The sequence below is a fragment of the candidate division KSB1 bacterium genome (genome assembly GCA_016214895.1).
GTDB lineage: Bacteria > Electryoneota > RPQS01 > RPQS01 > RPQS01 > JACRMR01.
In genome coordinates, this window is the sequence record JACRMR010000007.1 from 49,488 (window position 1) to 69,312 (window position 19,825).

Here is a 19,825-nt window from a genome sequence, read left to right on the forward strand (position 1 = left end):
CTTACGGTTTGAGATAGATGATTCGCTTCACCCACGCATGGTAGGGCGTGGAGATGTGCACGAAGTAGGTTCCAAAGGCGAGCGAGGACGGAAGCACGACGCGGATGTCGCTTCCGTGCACTGCCGGCGGTTGGTCGAGTTCGATCCGCTGACCGAGCAGGTTGTAGAGCAAGATCTCGGTCTGACCGGTGAGCCGCGTCGGGGACACGATCACAAACGAGGACTGAACGGGCTGTGGATACACGGTGAGGGTTCCTGTGCCCGGGCTGGCGGTCGGACGACGATCTGCGACGGAGTTCGGCGGCTCGTCCGGACCGGGGATATGCGTGAGATCGATTTGGTCGCGCGTGGGATTGTGCCGAACCGAGAACTGGGCCAGCCAATAGCCGCCTCGTTTCCAGATAAACGGATCAATGCACACTCCCGCAGGTGTCACGAGGGTTGGTCCGATGACACGGCGTCCCGCGAAGTTGAAGCCGTTGAACTGCATGAGGTGCGACGCGGCAATTCCGCGAATGAACAAAAGTGTATCCGGAGGGACGAGGATCCAGTCCGTAGAGGTGTATAGTGCTTCCGTACCGACATTTACCGTGTCGCCCCCCGACCCGTCGCGGGGATCGCGGGCATAGAATTCGCCTGAAAATTCACTCCATAGAGAATGATGAAATGCTCCCGTCGTGTCAATGTAGAACCGTCCGTTTCCGATCTGATGCGGTATCGGATCGCCGCTGGACAGCACGAGCTCGGGGACGCGCGGTGATGTATCCATCCGCATCACAGAGACCTGCTGCAGCTCGTCACCAGGCGCGTGGCGGAACGCCGTCCATACTGATTGGTCGGGTGCGAGAGCCAAGAGTGAGTATCCGGTCACGTCCGGCAGAGGCACGATCGGCTGCAGCGAGTCGATGACTTGTGCGCTCTCGTCGAAGCTCATGAATCGCGTCAGGTCGGAGTACCAGATGACGTCGTTGTTGGTTTCAACCAAGTGAATGCCGTTCTGGCTGAATCCAGGGAATACGTGGGACCATGGCAGTTCTCTCGGTTCGATGAGAAAGTTGCCAGCGGTGTCAAGTTTCGCGTACATGAAGCGGTTCATCCACCATGGAAAGTCGTAGCTGCGCCACCAGACGACGTGGATGGCGCCGTGGTGATCCCTGAGCACTCCCGGCCAGTGATCCATCCGCTGGCTGTCTGGCGCGATCAGAACGGAAGTCGTCAGGGGGTTGCCCCAGTTGTCAAATCGCTGGTAGGCGAGGCAGGATGGCTGCTGAATCGCCTCTTGCACGCTCCGCACCGTGAAGAGGTGGATTTGCAGGGCCTCATCCACGATCATTTGCGGGCCGTGGTGGTAGTAGTTGTCCCGTGTCAATGGAATGAGCTGGTCCCATGACTGCGCATTTGCAGCATTAACAATGAGTACCATCGCACACAACACCGCAAAGCGAACCCAGCGCCACGGTTGCGGCATGAGTTCGCCTGAATTGTGTTTGCGGTTGGGCCACCGTGAAGAAAGTCGCTGCATCGCTCCGGCCTCCGGGTTTGATCGATGGGAATAATCTACTCTACACAATCAACATTGTCAACCGCTCATCCCCCCCCCCCCCCCCCCCCCCCCCCCCCTCATCAATTCCGCCCACTTCGCTCCGATTTATGAGAACTTCAATAGAGGCACGATCACGTCAGGCCATGCGCGCTTCATTGTTCGTGAACCGCGCGCGCTCGCCGTTGGTGCGGTCGCCCTGCCAGTAGATGCCGACCTTGTCGCACGAGTCGAGCGTGTTGTACTCGAACGTCCCCGCGCTGGCGAGACCGAGGATCCCGTAACGACAATGCGTGAACAGATTGTACTCGATCAGCGAATTCGCGGTCGTCACGTCGTAGGCTTCGAGACCGTAGAAGCAGCTATCGAACGTGCAGTTGTTGATCCACGTGTAATCCCCGCCCTGCACGAACACAATCGGCGCGCGCTTGAAGATGCAATGTACGAGTTCCACGGAGTCCGCATTCACAAAGTAAATCCCACCGCCGCCGGTATTCGAGGGGAACTCGAAGATGATCGGCTCCGCCTCCGTGCCCTTTGCCTGCAACTTGCCGGAGATGTCGAGGGATGCTCCGGCATCAAACTTGATCCGTGTCCCGGGATTGATCGTGAGAGTCATGTCTTGCGGGACGGTCAACTGATCCACCAGGAAGTACGGGCTTAGATCATCCCCATCTTCGTCATGGTCATAGATGTGCTTGCGGACCGTCAAATCGGAGATCAGAGTCTTCTCGCCCGGTGAGCGCAGCAAAGCTTTGAAGGCATTGACGCGGCCGTAGCCAAGCTCCTCGTCATATCCCCGTCGATCAGCCTCGTTGGCGTTCACATCGTCACACGAAAGCTGGAGAATGCTCTTGACATCTGCTGGACTAAGGCTTGGGCGGTAGGACCGGAGCAATCCGGCGATCCCCGCGACCATGGGCGTGGAGAAAGAGGTTCCACTCTTGTAGCCGATCTGGCCGTCTACGATCTCGTTGTCGCAAAGGAGGGATGAATTGCTTCCATTCCATTGTCGCAGGGTCAACAAGGTCATGCAACTCGGGCCGTGCTCCTCGTCGCATCCATAGGCGCCTGCCGGCGCGACCAATGAAATCCTTGTTCCGTAGTTGGCGCCGAAGCAGGTGGGCGCGTCATCCTCTCGCCATCGCTGGTCGTTTTGGTCAGTCCCACCTACGGCGATGATCTGGTCGGGTAACTCGTCCACCATGTTTGCCGGAAATTGAATCGTGTCGTTTCCGCTATTTCCAGTTGGGAAGACAAAGAGCACATTCTCATCCGCATAGCTCAAAATTGCTGATCGAGCAGTTTCGCTTGCGCCGTTGGAAGAGTAACTCCATGATATGATCGACGCTCCGTGATCCATTATGGCATCTGCGAGGGCATCGGAGAAGTGAGCAATCGAAACAACTCCATTGTGAGCCATCTTCTCAACTACCAATCCGCACTCGGGACAGACTCCCGCTACAAGCGTGTCGTTGTTCGACTGCGCGCCGGCAATCGCCGCGCACGCGGTTCCGTGTCCTCTTGATTGAATGGGATCATTGGTTTCATTCCATCCTCGAAACCCTTCATCATGACAGATGCAACCCAGAGTGATTCTGTCCGGATCGTCCAAATCTGGGTTCCGGAATATATTGTCTTCATCATCATACGGAATACCTCGATCAAGAATGGCGACCTTAGTATTCACGTCACCCCGGGAGATGGTCGCAGCTTCGACCCACATGATGTCCGCGCCGCTGGTACCGAAACTCTGCCCTGTATTGTGTAGATACCATTGAAGCCCCCAGTAGGAATCAACCGACTGCTCATACATAACCATGTTCGGCTCGCAATACTGCGCAAACGGCTTATTCGCAACAGAATCGCACAGCATCACAACATCCATCGTGTCATCAAAATACAAGGTGAAGGAATTTATCCGGCGCATCGCAACCACCGAATCAAGATCAACTTCGGTCAGATAGGGCGCAATATCCGTCCACGTTGCGCCGTTCTCTAATCCGAGCAGCGCTTCGCCGTCAACGAATTCAGTGAGACCACCGTTCCATATGCCAAATGATGTTGTCCCCCCGGCCAAGCTAAGGGATGTGACTGACAGGAAGCACATTAGCATGACCAGAGTGACGTTGATGCGGGCTTGCATGATTCCCTCTAATGGTTGATTACGACGGATTGGATGTGAGCAGGTCCGTCGATACCGGCGGCGCTTAGATAGTAGATACCAGCAGGCAACGAGGCGACGGCAAGTCGCGTCACATAGGTGGAGCGTGCCGTAGAAGTGCTTGCGACCAATTGCCCCAAAACGTTGTAGAGCCTGAATTCGGTGGCCACCTCGGCACGAATCTTGAGTTCGGTACTCGCCGGATTTGGATAGGTTAGAATCTGAATACGGTGCGCCGGCCGCTCGTCCGTTCTGACTTCTGTCGTCGGCGTGCGGCAGTAGATGCCTTCCAGCCGGTCAACGATCCAAGTGGAATCGTCCGTATATAGCGGCCTGCCGCTGGAAAGGGTGTCGGCAACATCGGTCCAATTCTGCAGCGTCTCGTCGACTAAGCTGATCCCGTTCCATCCTCCGATCAGTAGATTTCCACGGGTGTCGATGCACATGTCGAATGCAACGCCGACACTTGCTGGCAACGGATAGACGACCAAGGAGTCCAGCGATTCGTCGTAGATTGTCAGCGAATCCGTTGTGAGTATGTAAATCCAGTCATTGACTGGATGGTGGTGAATACGATGAATGTCTTGTTGCCAGTAGTCATGTAAGTAACGAATACTCGAGTCGGTAAGTGAGATTTCGGCAAACAACGTGGCTTCTGCAAAGTAAATAGTTTCCGAGGCTGTCGACGAATATACCAATCCCGCCCAACCGGGCACCCCCGAGCTAACAAAACCCCAGTCAATGCCTCGATCATTGCTCGCGTAGAGATATCCAGATTCATTATCGTCATGCCATGATCCCAGCATTTGATCTGCACGATGTGGCGAGATAGAGAACGCGTGCATCTCACCTCCCCATGGCGGATTCCGCTGGAACAAGTCCCATTGTTGCCCAGAATTGACGGAGCGATAGAGCCCTAGCGACGTGGCGGCAAACATCGTATCTGATGGAGGTAACGTACCAGCGAACTGCCAGATCGGCATGCCAAACAACATTGATTGCCATCCCCCACCGGAGTCGTCGTACCGGTAGATCCCACCAAGCGTGCCTGCGATAGTCGCTCCGTCCGGTCCGCTACTCTTAGTCACACAGAGTACTTCAGCAGGTGGTCCACCCAGAAACGTCCAGTTTGGCCCGCAAGCGCGAGCTGGATTAATGGCAAGCAACACCCACCAATACACGACAAAGCGAACCCAGCGCCACAGATGCGGCATGAGTTCGCCTGAATTGGGTTTGCGGTTGGGCCACCGTGAAGAAGTTCTCTGCATCGCTCCGGCCTCCGGGTTTGATCGATAGCAATAATCTACTCTACGCAATCAACATTGTCAACCCGCCCTCATCCCCCCCCCGCGATATGCTCTGTATTATCATCAATTCCGCCCACTTCGCTCCGATTCACCGCACCTTCGAAAGGGGCGCCACATTAGTTCCTGAGCCGGGTGGCGCGCCGCGATGAGAAGAGTCCCGCGGCATCGCGCAACTCATGTTCCCGCTTTGGACAGGTGTCGCGGCGACGCAGCTACCGCATGACCGGTCCGCAATCGTGTACCACTACGAAATTCGCGTAGCTCTCGGTCCCCGCCGACACTGAAAAGAGGTTTTCGCCCGCCGCAACATTCTGAGTTCCGACCAGCATCCAGTCGGGATCAGTTCCGGCGTCGGGGTCTCCATCGTTGCCGGGATTCGATGTCTTCCAAACTTGGTAAGTGCCGTCGGTGGGAGCAAGGTATCGGATCTCGATCTGTCCGGCGCCGGATGCCAGATAACCGGTGACCTGCGTGGCGGGTTCACATTGAATCGCTTCCTGCGCCGTGATGTAGATTTCATCCGCCAGCGTCGTGATTTGCGAATCGTTGGGTCCGTTTCTTCCGTTGATCATCACCAGCACTCCGATCCGACTGATCGCGTCCCATTGGAACTGGGTCGAAACGCCCGAGTAGCTGCCGGGATGAAACCACAGTGAGTCATAGGGCACCGCCTCCGATTCCCTGAGGATCAGTCCCTGGGGTCCCCACGGCCCTTGCGCATGGGCCGCGCACATCGTATCGACCGTGGCCGCATCGAGTATCCGCACTCCTCCCACTTCGCCGCGGTTCATCAGGCTGAGCAGAAAGCGCGACATCTCGGGAATATTGGTTCGCAGCATCGCCGCCGGAACGAGCGGGCTGCTGTAGAGGACGTAGGGCGTGCTGCCGTTTGGCATATAGGGCGTGGCGAGTGTGGTCGTGTCCAGACCCTGGAGATACCAGACCGAGCGGTCCATTCCCAGCGGCGAGAAGATGTTGGCTTCGCAGTAGAGGTGAAAGGGTAGATCGCTGATCCGCTCGACCAGATATCCGATCAGAGTCGCGCCGACATTGGTATAGGTCATGGCCGCCCCCGGCGGTTGCGGCAGGAAGCACTGAGACGCGTTGTAGTATTGGCCGCCAGGAACCAGATAATTCTGGAGGAATTCAGCGATGGTGACCGTCGGGTCTCCCGGTCTTCGGAGGCTGTCCAGAACCGTCCACCAGTCCCGAATGCTTGAACCGTGCGTGAGCAGCATCCGAAACGTGATCACGGCAGTCGGGTACGAAGGATTGGACACGGCGAACGGGAGAAAGTCGTTGACGGGATCGTCGAGTTCAAACCACCCGTCTTCCCACAACTGCATCAGTGCGACGGCGGTGACCACTTTGGAGACGGAGGCCTGCATGAATAGAGTCGAATCACCGACCGGCCATTGCTGCTGGACATTGGCCCAGCCGTAAGCGTGTGACCAGATGATGTCGCTGTCATGGATCGCGCAAACGGCCACTCCCGGCGTGTTGTTGGCTTGCATGACGCTGTCGATAAACGCATTTAACCGGGTCGTGTCGAGCGCGGTGACCGCATGCGGACGCGGGAGGCTGCTCGGCTCCGCCTGCTCTCGAGCCACGCCTTGTGCGGCTATCGAGCGTGGCCCGCTGGGCTGTGCTCCAACATCGACCGACCAACCGAACCATAAAACGAAAGCGACCAGAGCGCAGAGTTTCATATTAAGTCTCCCGGGGCTGTTGGTTTCGAGTATCGTACACGCACTATTCGACCGGACACCCCCCGGGAAGGTTTAACTCGGGACCTGCCGGGAGGCGGAGAAACGCGTGGGACCGGCTCGGCCCCTGCTTCGGGCCCGTTCGAGTCATTCGGCGGGAATCAGGGGTTTCCCACCGCCTCACGGCGACGATCGACGACACTGACTTAAACGCATAATAATAAAAGATTTGTGCTTTATCATCGACTGACGGGGCGCACTTGGAACGGGGCCATCCTGCTTGACAAGTGGGGTCGAATTGCTTATATTGCGGGTTCTTACGGCATACCCATGGGCCTGTGGCGCAGCTGGGAGCGCGCTTGAATGGCATTCAAGAGGTCAGGGGTTCGATCCCCCTCAGGTCCACGAAGCCGAAAATGCAGAAATTCAGAAACGCGGAAATGCGGAAACGCCAGTCCGGTTTGCGCAGTGAATTCGGTGGCGTGAGTTTCTGCATTTCTGATTTTCCGCGTTTTTGAATTGGTCTTCTGCGGGAGTAACTCAGTGGTAGAGTTCCACGTTGCCAACGTGGCTGTCGCGGGTTCGAATCCCGTCTCCCGCTCCGCAGAAGGTATGACATATGAAGTATGAAGTATGAAGAAGTCGTGGTGCGGGCTCGGTCTGAACTCGGCTTCATAGTTCATATTTCATAGTTCAAACTTCATACTTGGCACAGGGCGCCGTAGCCAAGTGGTTAAGGCGGAGGTCTGCAAAACCTCTATTCAGCGGTTCGAATCCGCTCGGCGCCTCACCGCCGACCTTGAGGCTCGGAATTTGGAGCCGGGGTGGTGAAATGGTAGACACAGGGGACTTAAAATCCCCAGGGACTTATCCTCCCGTGCCGGTTCGAGTCCGGCCCTCGGCACTAACCAGTTTCCATGCTGGTCAGCAGGCGCGCAGCGCGGGTAGTCCGTGCGGGTTCGAGCGGCGAGCGCAAGCAAAGTCTCGGATCGGATGACCGACGAAAGGAAACGTCAAGAACCCAGAACCGACACCTCATTCTGACGGTATATCGCGAACCGCGACGGTGGTTGACGAGGCCGCAGATGTCGCGGTCTTTTTGTTGGTGCCGTCGGGATCGGCAGTTTCGATTTTCATATTTTTCTTGTTGGGGCGATTAGCTCAGTTGGTTAGAGCGCTTGCGTGACATGCAAGAGGTCACAAGTTCGAATCTTGTATCGCCCACCACCACAGCTTGTGGACCCCTGCCGCCAAGCGCGGCTTAGGCCGGCAACTCGCCGCGGCGGGTTACCGCTTGCGAGATAGTAGGTTCACAACATCCGTGACGCGCGTTACCCGCCCGGACTCGGGCCACACGATAGCATGAGCGACGTAGAACTCACACTGCAGGATGGCCGGCAAGTTACGGTGCCTGCCGGCACCAAGCCCCGCGATGTGTTGGGCGAAGACGTGCAGGTGGGGGCCACCGGGGTGCTGGTGGCGGTGCTGGACGACAATATCTGGGACCTCTACCGTCCGCTGGATCACGGTGGCCAGCTGCGGTTTGTCACCTTTGAGGACGAAGCCGGCAGGCATGCCTACTGGCATTCGGCCGCGCACTTGATGGCGCATGCGATCAAGGAGCTCTGGCCGGAGTCGCAGCTCACCATCGGCCCGCCGATTGCTGACGGGTTCTACTACGACATCGACTCGCCGCACGTCTTCACCCAAGAGGACTTTCCGGTCATTGAGGCGAAGATGGTGGAGATTTCCAAGCGGAATCTGCGCCTGGTTCGCAAGGATATCAGCCGTGCCGAGGCCGTTGCCCTGTTCCATCGGCTGGGCGAGCATTACAAGCTGGAGATGATCAGCGAGCTGGCCGAAGACCTGACGATCTACGAACAGGGGAATTTCGTCGATCTGTGCCGCGGCCCGCATCTGGACACCACGTCCCGCATCAAGCATTTCAAGCTGCTTTCGGTGGCCGGAGCGTATTGGCGCGGCGACGAGAAGAACAAGATGTTGCAGCGGCTCTACGCGACGGCTTATCCGACCAAAGAGCTGCTGGCGGAGCATCTGCACCGGATCGAAGAGGCCAAGCGGCGGGACCATCGCAAGCTGGGCAAAGAACTCGATCTGTTCAGCTTTCATCAGGAATCGCCGGGCGCGGTCTTCTTCCATCCCAAGGGGCAGGTCATCTGGGATGAGATTGCGCGCTACTGGACGGCGAAACATCGCGCGGCGGGTTACGAGCAGGTGCGCACCCCGTTCGTGCTGAACGAGGAGCTGTGGAAGAAGTCGGGGCACTGGGACCACTACCGTGAGAACATGTATTTCACGGAGGTGGAGGAGCAGATGTATGCTCTGAAGCCGATGAATTGCCCGGGCCATTGCCTGATCTACGGCAATCATCAGGTGAGCTATCGGGATTTGCCACTGAAGATTTGCGAACTGGGCACAGTGCACCGCTATGAAAAGAGCGGGGTGCTGCACGGCATGTTTCGCGTGCGGGTGTTCACCCAGGACGACGCGCACATCTATGTGACGCCGGAGCAAATCGAAGTTGAAGCGGCCAGGGTTGTCGAGTTTATTTTCGAGATGTACCGCGATTTCGGCTTCTCCGATTTTCGCGTCGAGCTCTCGACCCGGCCACCCTCGCGAGTCGGTTCCGACGAGATTTGGGACCAGGCCGAAACTGCGCTGGCCAATGCATTGAACAGACTACAGGTCTCGTACAAATTGAATCCCGGCGACGGCGCGTTTTACGGGCCGAAGATCGACTTTCATATCAAGGATGCGATCGGGCGGACCTGGCAGTGCGGCACGGTGCAGTGTGATTTTTCAATGCCGGCCCGCTTTGGCCTGGAATACGTCGGCGCGGACGGCGCTCGCCATACCCCGGTGATGATCCATCGTGCCTTACTGGGCTCGATGGAACGGTTTATCGGCATCCTGATCGAGCATTACGCCGGCGACTTACCGCTGTGGCTGTCGCCGGAACAGATTCGCATTTTGCCGATCACGGATAAGGCCGAGGTGTACTGCGCGGACGTGCTGGCCCGACTCGTCGCGGCTGGGTTCCGCGCGAGTATCGATCCACGCAATGAGAAATTGGGCTTCAAGGTTCGCGATGCCGAGATTCACAAGGTACCCTATATGGCGGTGATTGGCGCGCGCGAAGCGGAAGCGGGGCAAGTATCCCTCCGACGGCGAAAAGAAGGAGATTTAGGGAGCGTACCGATTGCCGATGTCATCTCGCGACTGACGTCGGAGATTCAATCGCGTGTCTCCCACTAATTGATGGAAAGACGCGGTCCATTTTTCAGACCGGAACCCAAGCAGGATCCGACTCGCATCAACGAGCGGATTCGCGTGCCTGAGGTCCGTGTGATCGGCAGCGACGGGTCGCAGGTCGGCGTGTTGCCGATTGAACAGGCCTTGCGGATGGCGCGGGAGGCGAATCTGGATTTGGTGGAAATCGCACCGCTGGCCACACCGCCGGTAGTCAAGATTACCGACTATGGCAAGTACAAGTACGATATTCAGCGCAAGGAGCGTCTGGCGCGCAAGAAGCAGACGGCCACGGTGCTGAAGGGGATCCGGCTGACGGCGACGACGGACGACCACGACCTGATGACGAAGGTCAAGTTGGCGCGGCAGTTCATCATGGAGGGCGCCAAGGTCAAGTGTTCGATCATGTTTCGCGGCCGGATGATTACGCATCAGGAGTTTGGGACGCGCATGCTGGAGCGCATGGCGACGGAGCTGACGGATGTCGCGAAGGTCGAATCGGCGGCCAAGTTGGAAGGGCCGCGGATGATGACGATGATTCTGATTAAGAAATAATCCCGGAAAACAGGGAGTAAGATAGATGCCGAAGATGAAGACCAAACGTTGCGCCGCCAAGCGATTTCAGCTGACGGGCAGCGGCAAGTTAAAGCACAAGAAATCGTTTCGCCGCCATTTGTTGGTCGCCAAGGCCAGCAAGCGGACGCGCGCGTTGGCGGGCAACTTCGTGACGGAGCGGGCGAATCTGAAGATTCTGCGCCGACTGCTCGGTACGGCGATCAAGTCGCCCAGCGCGTGACGCAAGAGAGTTGATGACGCGGTTCCGGCACGTGCGGAACCGCCTTACATGTGTCGGGACACGGCCTGTCGTGGAGCCGTTACCGTAAAACGAGGGGCGAATCAACCCCTCTTAATCCCCCCGCAGAGTGGGGGGAACAGCCGAAGGAGAAGCAATGCCACGCGCGACCAATGCACCGGCGGACCGCCACCGGAAAAACAAGATTTTCAAGGCTGCGAAGGGCTATATTGGCCGTCGTGGCACGCTGATCAAGGCCACGACGGAGACTCTCGAGAAGGGTCTGGCCCGGGCGTTCAAGGATCGCAAGCGCAAGAAGCGTGAGTATCGCCGCCTGTGGATCGTGCGGATCAACGCCGCGGTTCGTGAGCACGGACTCAGCTATTCCAGGTTCATCGCGGGACTGAATGCGCAGGGAATCGTGCTCGACCGCAAGCAGCTGGCGGAGATGGCAGTGAATGATCCGTCGGCTTTTGCGGCGTTGGCTCGTCAGATTGCCGCGTAAATCGCTGACGTCGGAACTGGTGCGGGAATGTCGCGCCGTTAAGTGAGTAGGTCAAGCGATTCCGTGGGGCATGGAATCGCTTTTCTTATGATTTGGATTTAGCGCACCCCTCAGCCGGGGTATCAAAGATGATTGATCGCATACAGCAGGTTCGGGAAGCGGCGAGGCGCGAGTTTGACGCGGCCCAAAGTCTGGCCGACGTTGAGCTCGTGCATGTAAAGTACCTGAGCCGTAAGGGTTTGCTGGCCGATTTGTTCAAGTTGATGCCGAAAGTTGACGCGGCCGAACGTCCGCGTGTCGGTCAGCTCATCAACGAGCTGCGCGACGAACTGGAAACGATTGCGGCGGAGAAAACACGCACGCTGAAGCCCCGGCAGGTGGGTCCGCAGCTCGATCCGACATTGCCGGCGCGGATGCCGTGGGTGGGCACGCATCATCCGCTCTCGATCGTGATGCAGCGAATCGTGGACATCTTTCGCGGCATGGGTTTTCGCGTTGCGGACGGTCCGGAAATTGAGTTGGTCAAGTACAATTTTGACAAGCTCAATACTCCGGCCTGGCATCCCTCGCGCGCGCTGACGGATACGATCTACCTGCCGAATGGATTCGTGGTGCGGACGGAAACCTCTCCGGTGCAGGTGCGCACGATGGAACAGCAGGACCCGCCGGTGCGAATCATTTCGCCGGGCCGGGTTTATCGTCGCGATTCCCCGGACGCGACGCACTCGCCGATGTTTCATCAGGTCGAAGGGCTGTACGTGGACGGAGGGGTGACGATGGCGGACTTGAAGGGGACGCTGCTCTCGTTCTACCGGCAGTTCTTCGGCGAGCACACGAAGCTGCGCATGCGTCCGCACTTCTTTCCGTTTACGGAGCCGTCCGCCGAAGTGGATGTCAGTTGCCCGTTCTGCGACGGCCAGGGTTGCCGTGTGTGCAAGCAATCGGGCTGGTTGGAGATGGGCGGCAGCGGGATGGTGCACCCCAACGTGCTCGCCGGCGTCGGCTATGATGCCGAGCGCTACACGGGCTATGCTTTCGGACTGGGCATCGACCGGCTCGTGATGCTGCTCTACGGCATGGACAACATCAAGCTGCTTTATGAGAGCGACGTGCGTTTTCTCAAGCAGTTCGCGGGAGCGTAGGTTTAGTCATGATTCTCTCCTATCGCTGGCTATCTGAGTTACTCGACATTCCGGTTTCGCCCGATGACTTAATCGAGGTGCTGACCTACCTCGGTTTGGAAGTCGAGGCGGTACATCGATACGCGCCGGCACTGGGGAACGTCGTTGTCGGCGAGGTCCTGGAGTGCGCGCGGATCGCGGGCACCGAGCACCTATCGCTGACGCAAGTGAACGTCGGCGGTAGCGTAAGTCAAATTGTCTGTGGCGCGCCGAACGTGGCCATTGGGCAGAAAGTCGTGGTGATGCTGCCCGGAGCGGTGACGGCGCACGGGATGAAGATCAAGGCCGCCAGACTGCGCGGGAATGAGTCACTCGGGATGATCGCCTCGGAACGCGAATTGGGCTTGTTCGATTCGCACGAGGGGATACTGGTCGGCGACGCGGATTGGAAAGTGGGCGCGCCTGCCGCGCAATATCTTGAACTGGCGGATACCTGCTATGATGTAGAAATCACGCCGAACCGGCCGGATTTCTTTTCGCATGTGGGAGTTGCGCGCGACCTGGCGGCCAAGTTTCGCGTCGAATGGCGCTGGCCGGACTATCCGATGCAGGAATCGGGCGATTCGGTCTCGTCGCGGATTCAGGTGCGAATCGAGTCGCCGTTGGGTTGCCCGCGCTACGCGGCGCGTGTGATCGAAGGCGTCAAGATCGCGCCGTCCCCCTACGCGCTACGACTGCGGCTGGCGCGCTGCGGCATTCGGCCGATCTCGAACATCGTCGATGCGACGAATTACCTGATGCTCGAGTTCGGTCACCCGTTGCACGCATTCGATGCGCGCTTCCTCGGCGGGAAGCAGATCGTGGTGCGCTATGCGAAAGACAAAGAGCAATTCACGACTCTGGACGGTAAGGATCACGCACTCGGTTTTCAGGATGTCTTGATTGCCGATGCCACGCGTGGGGTCGCGCTGGCCGGGGTCATGGGCGGCTTGAACAGCGAGATTCGGGAAGACACGACCGATGTCGTGATTGAATGCGCCTATTTCGATTCGGTGCATGTTCGCCGCACCGCGCGCGCGCAAGGGATGAATACCGATTCGTCCAAGCGCTTTGAGCGCGGCATGGACCCGAACGGGGTCCCCCGGGTAATCGACGCGACGGCCTGCCTGATGCAGCGGCTGGGTGGCGGGTCGATTCGCACGGGCAGAGTAGATGCATATCCGACTCCGGTGGCGTTGTCGCGGATTCGCTTCCGTCCGAGTCGGTTCACTACGATTGTGGGCGTTGATCTGCCTCACGACGAAATGACGGACGTGCTGAGCCGTCTGGGTTGCGACGTCAAGAATCAGGGCGATGTTTGGGAAGTAGCGGCACCGTCGCACCGGCCGGATCTCAATTCGGAAATCGACCTCATCGAGGAGATCATCCGGGTGCACGGTTACGCGGCGATTCCCACGGCGACATCGAGCCGTGTCCCGATTTCGGGTCACGATGACCCGATGTTCCTGTTGCGCCGCCGTGTCAGCGAAGTCATGGTCAGCCTCGGCTTCATGGAGACCTTGTCGGTTTCCATGCGCACGCCGGAACCGCGCCGCGATCCGCCGATCGGCGAAACGGGCGTGGAACTGGTGAACCCGGTGAACGACGACATGAAGCGGATGCACGGCTCCTTGCTGCCGGCACTGGTCCAATCGGCGGCTGGCAACTGGAAGCGCGGCGACCGCAATCTGAGGCTCTTTGAGATCGCGCGGGTGTTCCGTCAGGGCGAACCGGACGATCCCCGAACTTGGGAACGCTGGGTCCTGACGGGGGTGCTGACCGGGTCGATCGACCCGGAAAGCTGGTCGCGACCGGCCAAAGCAATGGATTTCTTTGATTTGAAAGCTGCTATTTTGTTGCTGTGCCGTCGGTTGCGGCTTGACAATGTCCAGATTTTTTGCTATGATATTGATAACCGTGAACATCTATCGGGTGCCGTCCGGCATTTGGACAGAATTGTCGCCCGCTGGGGGATCTGGTCTGGCGAGGAGATGAGCCGCTGCGATATCGACGCGGAGGTGGCTTGGTTTGAGTTCGATCTGGCGGCCGTGCTGTCGATTGAACTGCCTCCGCTGAAATATCAACCGCTCTCAGGATTTCCGCTGGCGTGGCGGGATCTGGCCATCACGGTCGAAGAGTCGGTTACGGCGGCGCAGTTGCTGGAGGTTTCACGGACGGCGGCAGGCGAGTTTCTGGTGCATGCGGAGCCTTTCGACGTCTTTCGGAGTGAAAGGCTTGGGGCGGGACGCAAATCGGTGGCGCTGCGCTTCCAGTTTTCGCATCCTGAGCGCAGCCTGAAAGCGGAAGAAGTTGACGAGTGGATGAAGCGCGTCTTGTCCGCACTGCAAACCGAAGTCAGTGCAGAGCTGCGCTGAAGCGAGCTGAGTGAATCTCCGCCCTGCGCCGGGACCCCCGTGGCGAGGTGTATCGGGCTAAACGGAAGGGGGATGCAACCGGAACGAGGGATGTGCAGTGGACGCGAAACCTTTTGAGACGTTAGAGGCGAAGATCAATCTGGTTCTGGAGCGGTTGAAGGCGAGCCAGACTGAGAAGGGCGCGCTGCAAGAGGAAGTTTCGCTATGGAAGTCTCGCTATGAGGAAGCGGTGAAGCAGTTGGAAGAGCTGACGCGGGAGCGCGACAGCCTGCAAAAGAACCAGCGGGATCCGGCGACGGAAGAGCTGATTCGGACGAAGATCAGTGCGTTGTTGGCCAAGCTGGAGGCGGCGTAATACCGCGCGGCGACAATGGACGACGTGCGAGCCGCAGACGATCGGGAGCGGACGGTACACGTGACCATTCTGGGTCAGGAGTACCCGATTCGTGCGGATGTTGATGCTGCTTATGTGAGGGAGATCGCCGCCACTCTGGATACCCGGATGCGGAAGATCCACCAATCGGAACCGTCCCGGCCACCTCTGAAGATCGCGGTATTGACCGCGCTCAATTTGATGGACGAGGTGTGCACGTTGCGCAAGGAGCAGGCGGAATTATTGCGCAGCTATGAGCGGCGGATGCGAGAATTAGAGGAGAGCCTGTCCCGCGGGCTATCCGAGTAGCGATCGGCCTGAACCACGTCAGCAATCCGGTCATTTGCGGAAGGAGACCTTGGGCAAATCCGAGCACGTAGTCATCGACATAGATTAACTTTCCCTGTTGAAGCAGCCAGGCTTTTTCAAGAACCGATGGAAAAGCTAAGGGAGTTTGACTCTGGCGTCTATCGCAAGCCTAAGTCCGCGCGAGCGGATTCCTCGGCCGGGTCTTCGGATTCGGTCGGTCCAGGATAGAGGAAGCGAGAACCGCGCAGGCGGGTTCCCACAATTTATGTACCGGGGTTCTTGGTACATAGCCGCTCTTTGGCAGGGATAGTTTATTTTTTACACATAGCCGGGAGAACTCGATGGAGCAAACGATCGTCGTTGTGGCGATCGCTCTGGGCGGCGGATTGATCTTCTTCTTTGTGGGCTGGTTCGTAGGCCGATCGATTATCCGGCGCGAACTGACCACGCGACAAAAGGAGGCGGGTCGCATCATCTCCGACGCGCAGAAAGAGGCCGAGACGATGTTCAAGGAGAAGATGCTCGAGTTGAAAGACGAGGATCTTCGACTGCGAACCACACTCGAGACCGAGATTCGGCAGAAGCGCGACGAGCTGAGTCGAATCGACCGGTCCTTGAAGGAACGCGAAAGCGCGGTAAAGCAGAAGGCGGAGGACGTTGAGCGGAAGAAGGTTGAAGCGGATCGGTTGCAGCAGTCGGTAACGGCTCGCGACAAGTCGCTGCAACAGCGGCAGGAGAAGATCGAGACGGCGGAGAAGGATGCGCAAGCGGCGTTGGAGCGCGTGGCGGGCTTGTCGAAGGATCAGGCGCTGTCGGAGTTGAAGGATTCGCTGCTTGACAAGGCCCGCGAATCGACGGCGGAGCTGGTGAAGGAGCTGCGCGACAAGGCGCGGCAGAACGCGGGTCGCGAGGCGCAGGAGATCATCGTCGCGGCGATTCAGCGCAGCGCGGCGGATCATGCGGTGGAGAGTACGGTGACCGTGGTGCAGATACCCAATGACGAGATCAAGGGCCGCATCATCGGACGCGACGGGCGGAACATCCGCGCGTTTGAAATGGCGACGGGCGCCGATATCATCGTCGATGACACCCCCGAGGCGGTGATCGTATCGGCGTTTGATCCGTTACGGCGCGAGATCGCGCGGATGGCGCTGGAACGCTTGATGGCCGACGGACGGATTCATCCCGCTCGCATTGAGGAATTGGTGAAGAAATGCGAGAAGGAAATGAACGAGCAGTTGGTGCAGATCGGCGAGGCGGCCTCCACGGAGGCCGGTGTTCCGGGTCTGCATCCCGAGATGATCAAGCTGCTCGGTCGACTGAAGTTCCGCACGAGTTATGGCCAGAATATTCTCAAGCATTCCATTGAAGTGGCGCACTTGACGGGGCTGATGTGCGCGCAGTGCGGACTGGACCCGAAGTTGGGCCGGCGCTGCGGCCTGTTGCACGATATCGGCAAGGCGATTGACCGCTTCACGGAAGGCACGCACGTTCAGATCGGCGTGGAACTCGCCAAGAAGTACCGTGAGCACAAGGTTGTGATCAACACAATTGGCGCGCATCACGGCGACGAGGAGTTTACCTCGCCGATCGCGGTGCTGGCCCAGTCGGCGGACGCGATTTCGGGCGCGCGGCCCGGGGCGCGACGCGAGACGTTGGAAATCTACATCCAGCGGCTGAACAAGCTCGAAGAGATCACGAGCAGCTTTCGCGGGGTGCAACGCACCTTCGCGATTCAGGCGGGGCGCGAGGTTCGCGTGATTGTGGAGCCGGATCGGATCACCGATGCCATGGCCGAAGTCATGGCCATGGAGATCGCGCAGAAGATCGAAAACGAAATGGAGTATCCCGGTCAAATCAAGGTGACCGTACTGCGTGAATACAGAGCAACAGGTGTGGCCAAATAAAGACAGGGGCGCGGTTCGCGTGCTCTTTGTCGGCGATGTTTGCGGCAAGCCCGGGATCGAAGCGGTGCAAAAGCTCCTTCCCGGGCTTTTGCGTGCCACCTCGGCCGACTTCTGCATCGTCAACGGCGAGAACGCGGAGCAGGGCAAAGGCATGCTCCCGGCGCAGGTGCAGGACATCTTTCACTCCGGTGCGGACGTGATTACGGGCGGAAATCACACGATGTACCGCGACAAGATCATCCCGCTCCTGGAATCCGATCCGCGTGTCCTGCGACCGTTCAATTATCCGCCGAATACGATTGGCCGGGGCAGCGGTGTGTTCGACGTGCGCGGCGGGCTGCGGATTGGAGTCGTCAATCTGATCGGTCGCGCGTTGATGACGGCCGTGGATGATCCCTTTCGGCTGGGCAAGGCGGAGATTGAGCGGATGCGGGTCGAGACCCTCCTGATCGTCGCCGACTTTCATGCCGAGGCGAGCGCCGAGAAACTCGCGTTTGCGCGCTATGTGGATGGGCTTGCCACAGCGGTCGTCGGCACGCACACCCATGTGCCGACGGCGGACAACGAAATTCTGCCGGGCGGAACGGCCTTCATCACCGACGTCGGCATGACCGGTCCGCACAGCGGCGTGATTGGCATGAAGACCGAGGCGGCGCTGCATCGTTTTCTCAATCCGTTGGGCGGCGGCAAATCGGGTGTGGCGGAGGGCGACGTGCGGCTCAATCTGGCGTTGATCGACGCCGATCCGCGCACGGGCACGGCGCTTGCGATTGAGCGCCGGCAGGTCAAGCTGACTCCATGATACTGGTCGGGAACGCGTGGACGGGCCGCGGTCCGGTGCGGCGCCGGCGAATCGCGCTGGCTGGAGATCGCATTCGCGAAGTCAGCGACTTGAATGCGACCGAGATCGTGGCGAATGCGCGTGAATTGCCCGCGGGTGCGCTGATCATTCCCGGGCTGCACGACGCCCATCTGCATCTGCTGGAAGGCGGATTGAAGTTGGGGCAGGCCGACTTTCACGGCTGCGCCTCTGACGACGACTTCGCCGCTCGTCTGAGCGACTACATAGCGCAGCATCGGCCGGAGCCGGGCGCGTGGATCGAGGGGCACCGCCTCGATGAAACGCGGTTGCTCATCACGCGCACACAGATTGATCGGATCTGTCCGGATCATCCGGTCTTCATCTGGAGTCACGATCTACATTCGGCGTTTGTCAATTCGGCGGCGCTGATTCGCGCGCGAGTCGATGGGCAGATCAAGCACCCCGCGGGCGGAACTTTTGAGCGTGATGCCGGCGGCAAGCTCAGCGGCGTGCTGCGCGAGACGGCGGCCTATCGTGTGCGGGCGGCGATTCCGCCGGTCACCATGGAAGTCGCCCAGAGCGCCTTTCTGCGCGCACAACAACTCGCAGTTTCGCACGGGTTTACGGGACTGAGTTGCAGCGTGCGCGGCGACCTGCTCCCGCACTACCTCGCGTTCGCGGAGTCGGCGGATCAGCAGATTCGCATGAACATCTGGTCCGTGACGGAGCGGTTTGATCTCGCCGCGGATCGCTTCACGCCGCGCGACGGTACGAAGTTTCGCCTGCGTGCCTTCAAAGGCTTCCTTGACGGCGCGCTGGGCTCCCGGACCGCCGCCTTCTGGCAGTCCTACGAGCACGACCCGGAGCACACCGGACTCGCGCTGGTTCGCGAAGGGCCGTTGGCGCGGTTCATTCGTGGGGCACATGAGGAAGGATATCAGATCGCGCTGCATGCGATCGGAGATCGGGCGAATTCCATGGCGCTCGACGCGTTTGAAATGGCCGGGTGCGCGGGAATCGGACCGGCGCTTCGCCCGCGAATCGAGCACTGTCAGGTGTTGCGCGAGCGGGACATCGAACGCTTTGCGGAGCTGGGGGTGATCGCCTCCATGCAGCCGATTCATTGCACGGCCGACATGCGCTTCGTCGAGTCGCGGATCGGACCGGAGCGCGCGAAACGAGCGTATGCCTGGCGCAGTCTGCTCGATCACGGCGCGACGTTAGCGTTCGGCAGCGATTGGCCGGTGGAAGATTTGAATCCGTTCGCGGGAATTCACGCGGCGGTGACCCGCACGGACGATCACGGTGAGCCGGCAGGGGGCTGGCAGCCGCAGGAGCGGATCACGATTGAGGAAACGCTAAGAGCCTACACGCGGGGTTCGGCATTCGCAGCGGGCTGGGAGGAGGAGTTGGGGGAGATTGCAGTAGGAAAGCTGGCGGACTTGACGGTTGTGGATCGTGACCTGTTCTCGGTCCCGCCGCAGGATACTCAACATGCGAAAGCCCTGTTGACCGTAGTCGGCGGCGAAGTGGTGTACGACGCCATGTAGTGTTCGCCGCCCAACCGGGTTAGGTCCTCGCAACGCGACCGGAATCGAACGCTGGCGATCCGAC

General features: G+C 59.1%; 15 protein-coding genes and 5 tRNA genes. 16 read left to right on the plus strand and 4 right to left on the minus strand.

What is annotated here, in order from left to right; all coding sequences use genetic code 11:
* Nucleotide 1: 1 nt before the first annotated feature.
* From HZB60_04420 to HZB60_04435, 4 genes are all read right to left on the minus strand, one after another.
* Complete coding sequence (locus HZB60_04420; protein ID MBI5059016.1) at nt 2-1,522, minus strand: T9SS type A sorting domain-containing protein; 1,521 nt, start codon at nt 1,520-1,522, stop codon at nt 2-4.
* 157 nt (nt 1,523-1,679) lie between these two features.
* Complete coding sequence (locus HZB60_04425; protein ID MBI5059017.1) at nt 1,680-3,686, minus strand: S8 family serine peptidase; 2,007 nt, start codon at nt 3,684-3,686, stop codon at nt 1,680-1,682.
* Between the two features lie 8 nt (nt 3,687-3,694).
* Nucleotides 3,695-4,918 carry a T9SS type A sorting domain-containing protein gene (locus HZB60_04430; protein ID MBI5059018.1) on the minus strand — a complete coding sequence of 408 codons (1,224 nt, stop codon included), beginning with the start codon at nt 4,916-4,918 and terminating at the stop codon, nt 3,695-3,697.
* A gap of 305 nt (nt 4,919-5,223) precedes the next feature.
* Nucleotides 5,224-6,720 (minus strand): serine hydrolase, encoded by a 1,497-nt coding sequence (locus HZB60_04435; protein ID MBI5059019.1) that lies wholly within the window; start codon nt 6,718-6,720, stop codon nt 5,224-5,226.
* Between the two features lie 329 nt (nt 6,721-7,049).
* Between HZB60_04435 and HZB60_04440 the strand changes: the two genes are divergently transcribed.
* From HZB60_04440 to HZB60_04515, 16 genes are all read left to right on the plus strand, one after another.
* Nucleotides 7,050-7,122: transfer RNA gene (locus HZB60_04440), tRNA-Ala, on the plus strand.
* Nucleotides 7,123-7,246: 124 nt separating this feature from the next.
* A tRNA-Gly gene (locus tag HZB60_04445) sits at nt 7,247-7,318 on the plus strand.
* A gap of 114 nt (nt 7,319-7,432) precedes the next feature.
* Nucleotides 7,433-7,505: transfer RNA gene (locus tag HZB60_04450), tRNA-Cys, on the plus strand.
* A 30-nt stretch (nt 7,506-7,535) separates the two neighbouring features.
* A tRNA-Leu gene (locus HZB60_04455) sits at nt 7,536-7,621 on the plus strand.
* Nucleotides 7,622-7,867: 246 nt separating this feature from the next.
* Nucleotides 7,868-7,944: transfer RNA gene (locus HZB60_04460), tRNA-Val, on the plus strand.
* Nucleotides 7,945-8,079: 135 nt separating this feature from the next.
* On the plus strand, nt 8,080-9,993 hold the full coding sequence (thrS, locus tag HZB60_04465) for a threonine--tRNA ligase (protein MBI5059020.1): 1,914 nt from the start codon (nt 8,080-8,082) through the stop codon (nt 9,991-9,993).
* Between the two features lie 3 nt (nt 9,994-9,996).
* Nucleotides 9,997-10,542: a translation initiation factor IF-3 gene (locus tag HZB60_04470; protein ID MBI5059021.1), complete on the plus strand. Its 546-nt coding sequence runs from the start codon at nt 9,997-9,999 to the stop codon at nt 10,540-10,542.
* 25 nt (nt 10,543-10,567) lie between these two features.
* Nucleotides 10,568-10,783, plus strand: a complete 216-nt coding sequence (gene rpmI, locus HZB60_04475) for a 50S ribosomal protein L35 (protein ID MBI5059022.1) — start codon at nt 10,568-10,570, stop codon at nt 10,781-10,783.
* 154 nt (nt 10,784-10,937) lie between these two features.
* Entirely contained in the window at nt 10,938-11,285 is a 348-nt protein-coding gene (rplT, locus tag HZB60_04480; protein MBI5059023.1) for a 50S ribosomal protein L20, read from the plus strand.
* Between the two features lie 128 nt (nt 11,286-11,413).
* Entirely contained in the window at nt 11,414-12,427 is a 1,014-nt protein-coding gene (pheS, locus tag HZB60_04485) for a phenylalanine--tRNA ligase subunit alpha (GenBank protein ID MBI5059024.1), read from the plus strand.
* Nucleotides 12,428-12,435: 8 nt separating this feature from the next.
* On the plus strand, nt 12,436-14,820 hold the full coding sequence (locus tag HZB60_04490) for a phenylalanine--tRNA ligase subunit beta (GenBank protein MBI5059025.1): 2,385 nt from the start codon (nt 12,436-12,438) through the stop codon (nt 14,818-14,820).
* Nucleotides 14,821-14,917: 97 nt separating this feature from the next.
* A complete protein-coding gene (locus HZB60_04495; protein ID MBI5059026.1) occupies nt 14,918-15,175 on the plus strand; it encodes a hypothetical protein in 258 nt (85 codons plus the stop codon).
* Between the two features lie 15 nt (nt 15,176-15,190).
* Nucleotides 15,191-15,502, plus strand: coding sequence for a cell division protein ZapA (locus HZB60_04500; GenBank protein MBI5059027.1), 312 nt, complete (start codon nt 15,191-15,193; stop codon nt 15,500-15,502).
* Between the two features lie 341 nt (nt 15,503-15,843).
* Nucleotides 15,844-17,409 (plus strand): ribonuclease Y, encoded by a 1,566-nt coding sequence (gene rny, locus HZB60_04505; protein MBI5059028.1) that lies wholly within the window; start codon nt 15,844-15,846, stop codon nt 17,407-17,409.
* Nucleotides 17,396-18,211: a YmdB family metallophosphoesterase gene (locus HZB60_04510; GenBank protein MBI5059029.1), complete on the plus strand. Its 816-nt coding sequence runs from the start codon at nt 17,396-17,398 to the stop codon at nt 18,209-18,211. Before rny ends, HZB60_04510 begins: the two co-directional genes overlap by 14 nt.
* Nucleotides 18,208-19,761 (plus strand): amidohydrolase, encoded by a 1,554-nt coding sequence (locus HZB60_04515; GenBank protein MBI5059030.1) that lies wholly within the window; start codon nt 18,208-18,210, stop codon nt 19,759-19,761. Before HZB60_04510 ends, HZB60_04515 begins: the two co-directional genes overlap by 4 nt.
* The last annotated feature ends 64 nt before the right edge of the window (nt 19,762-19,825 follow it).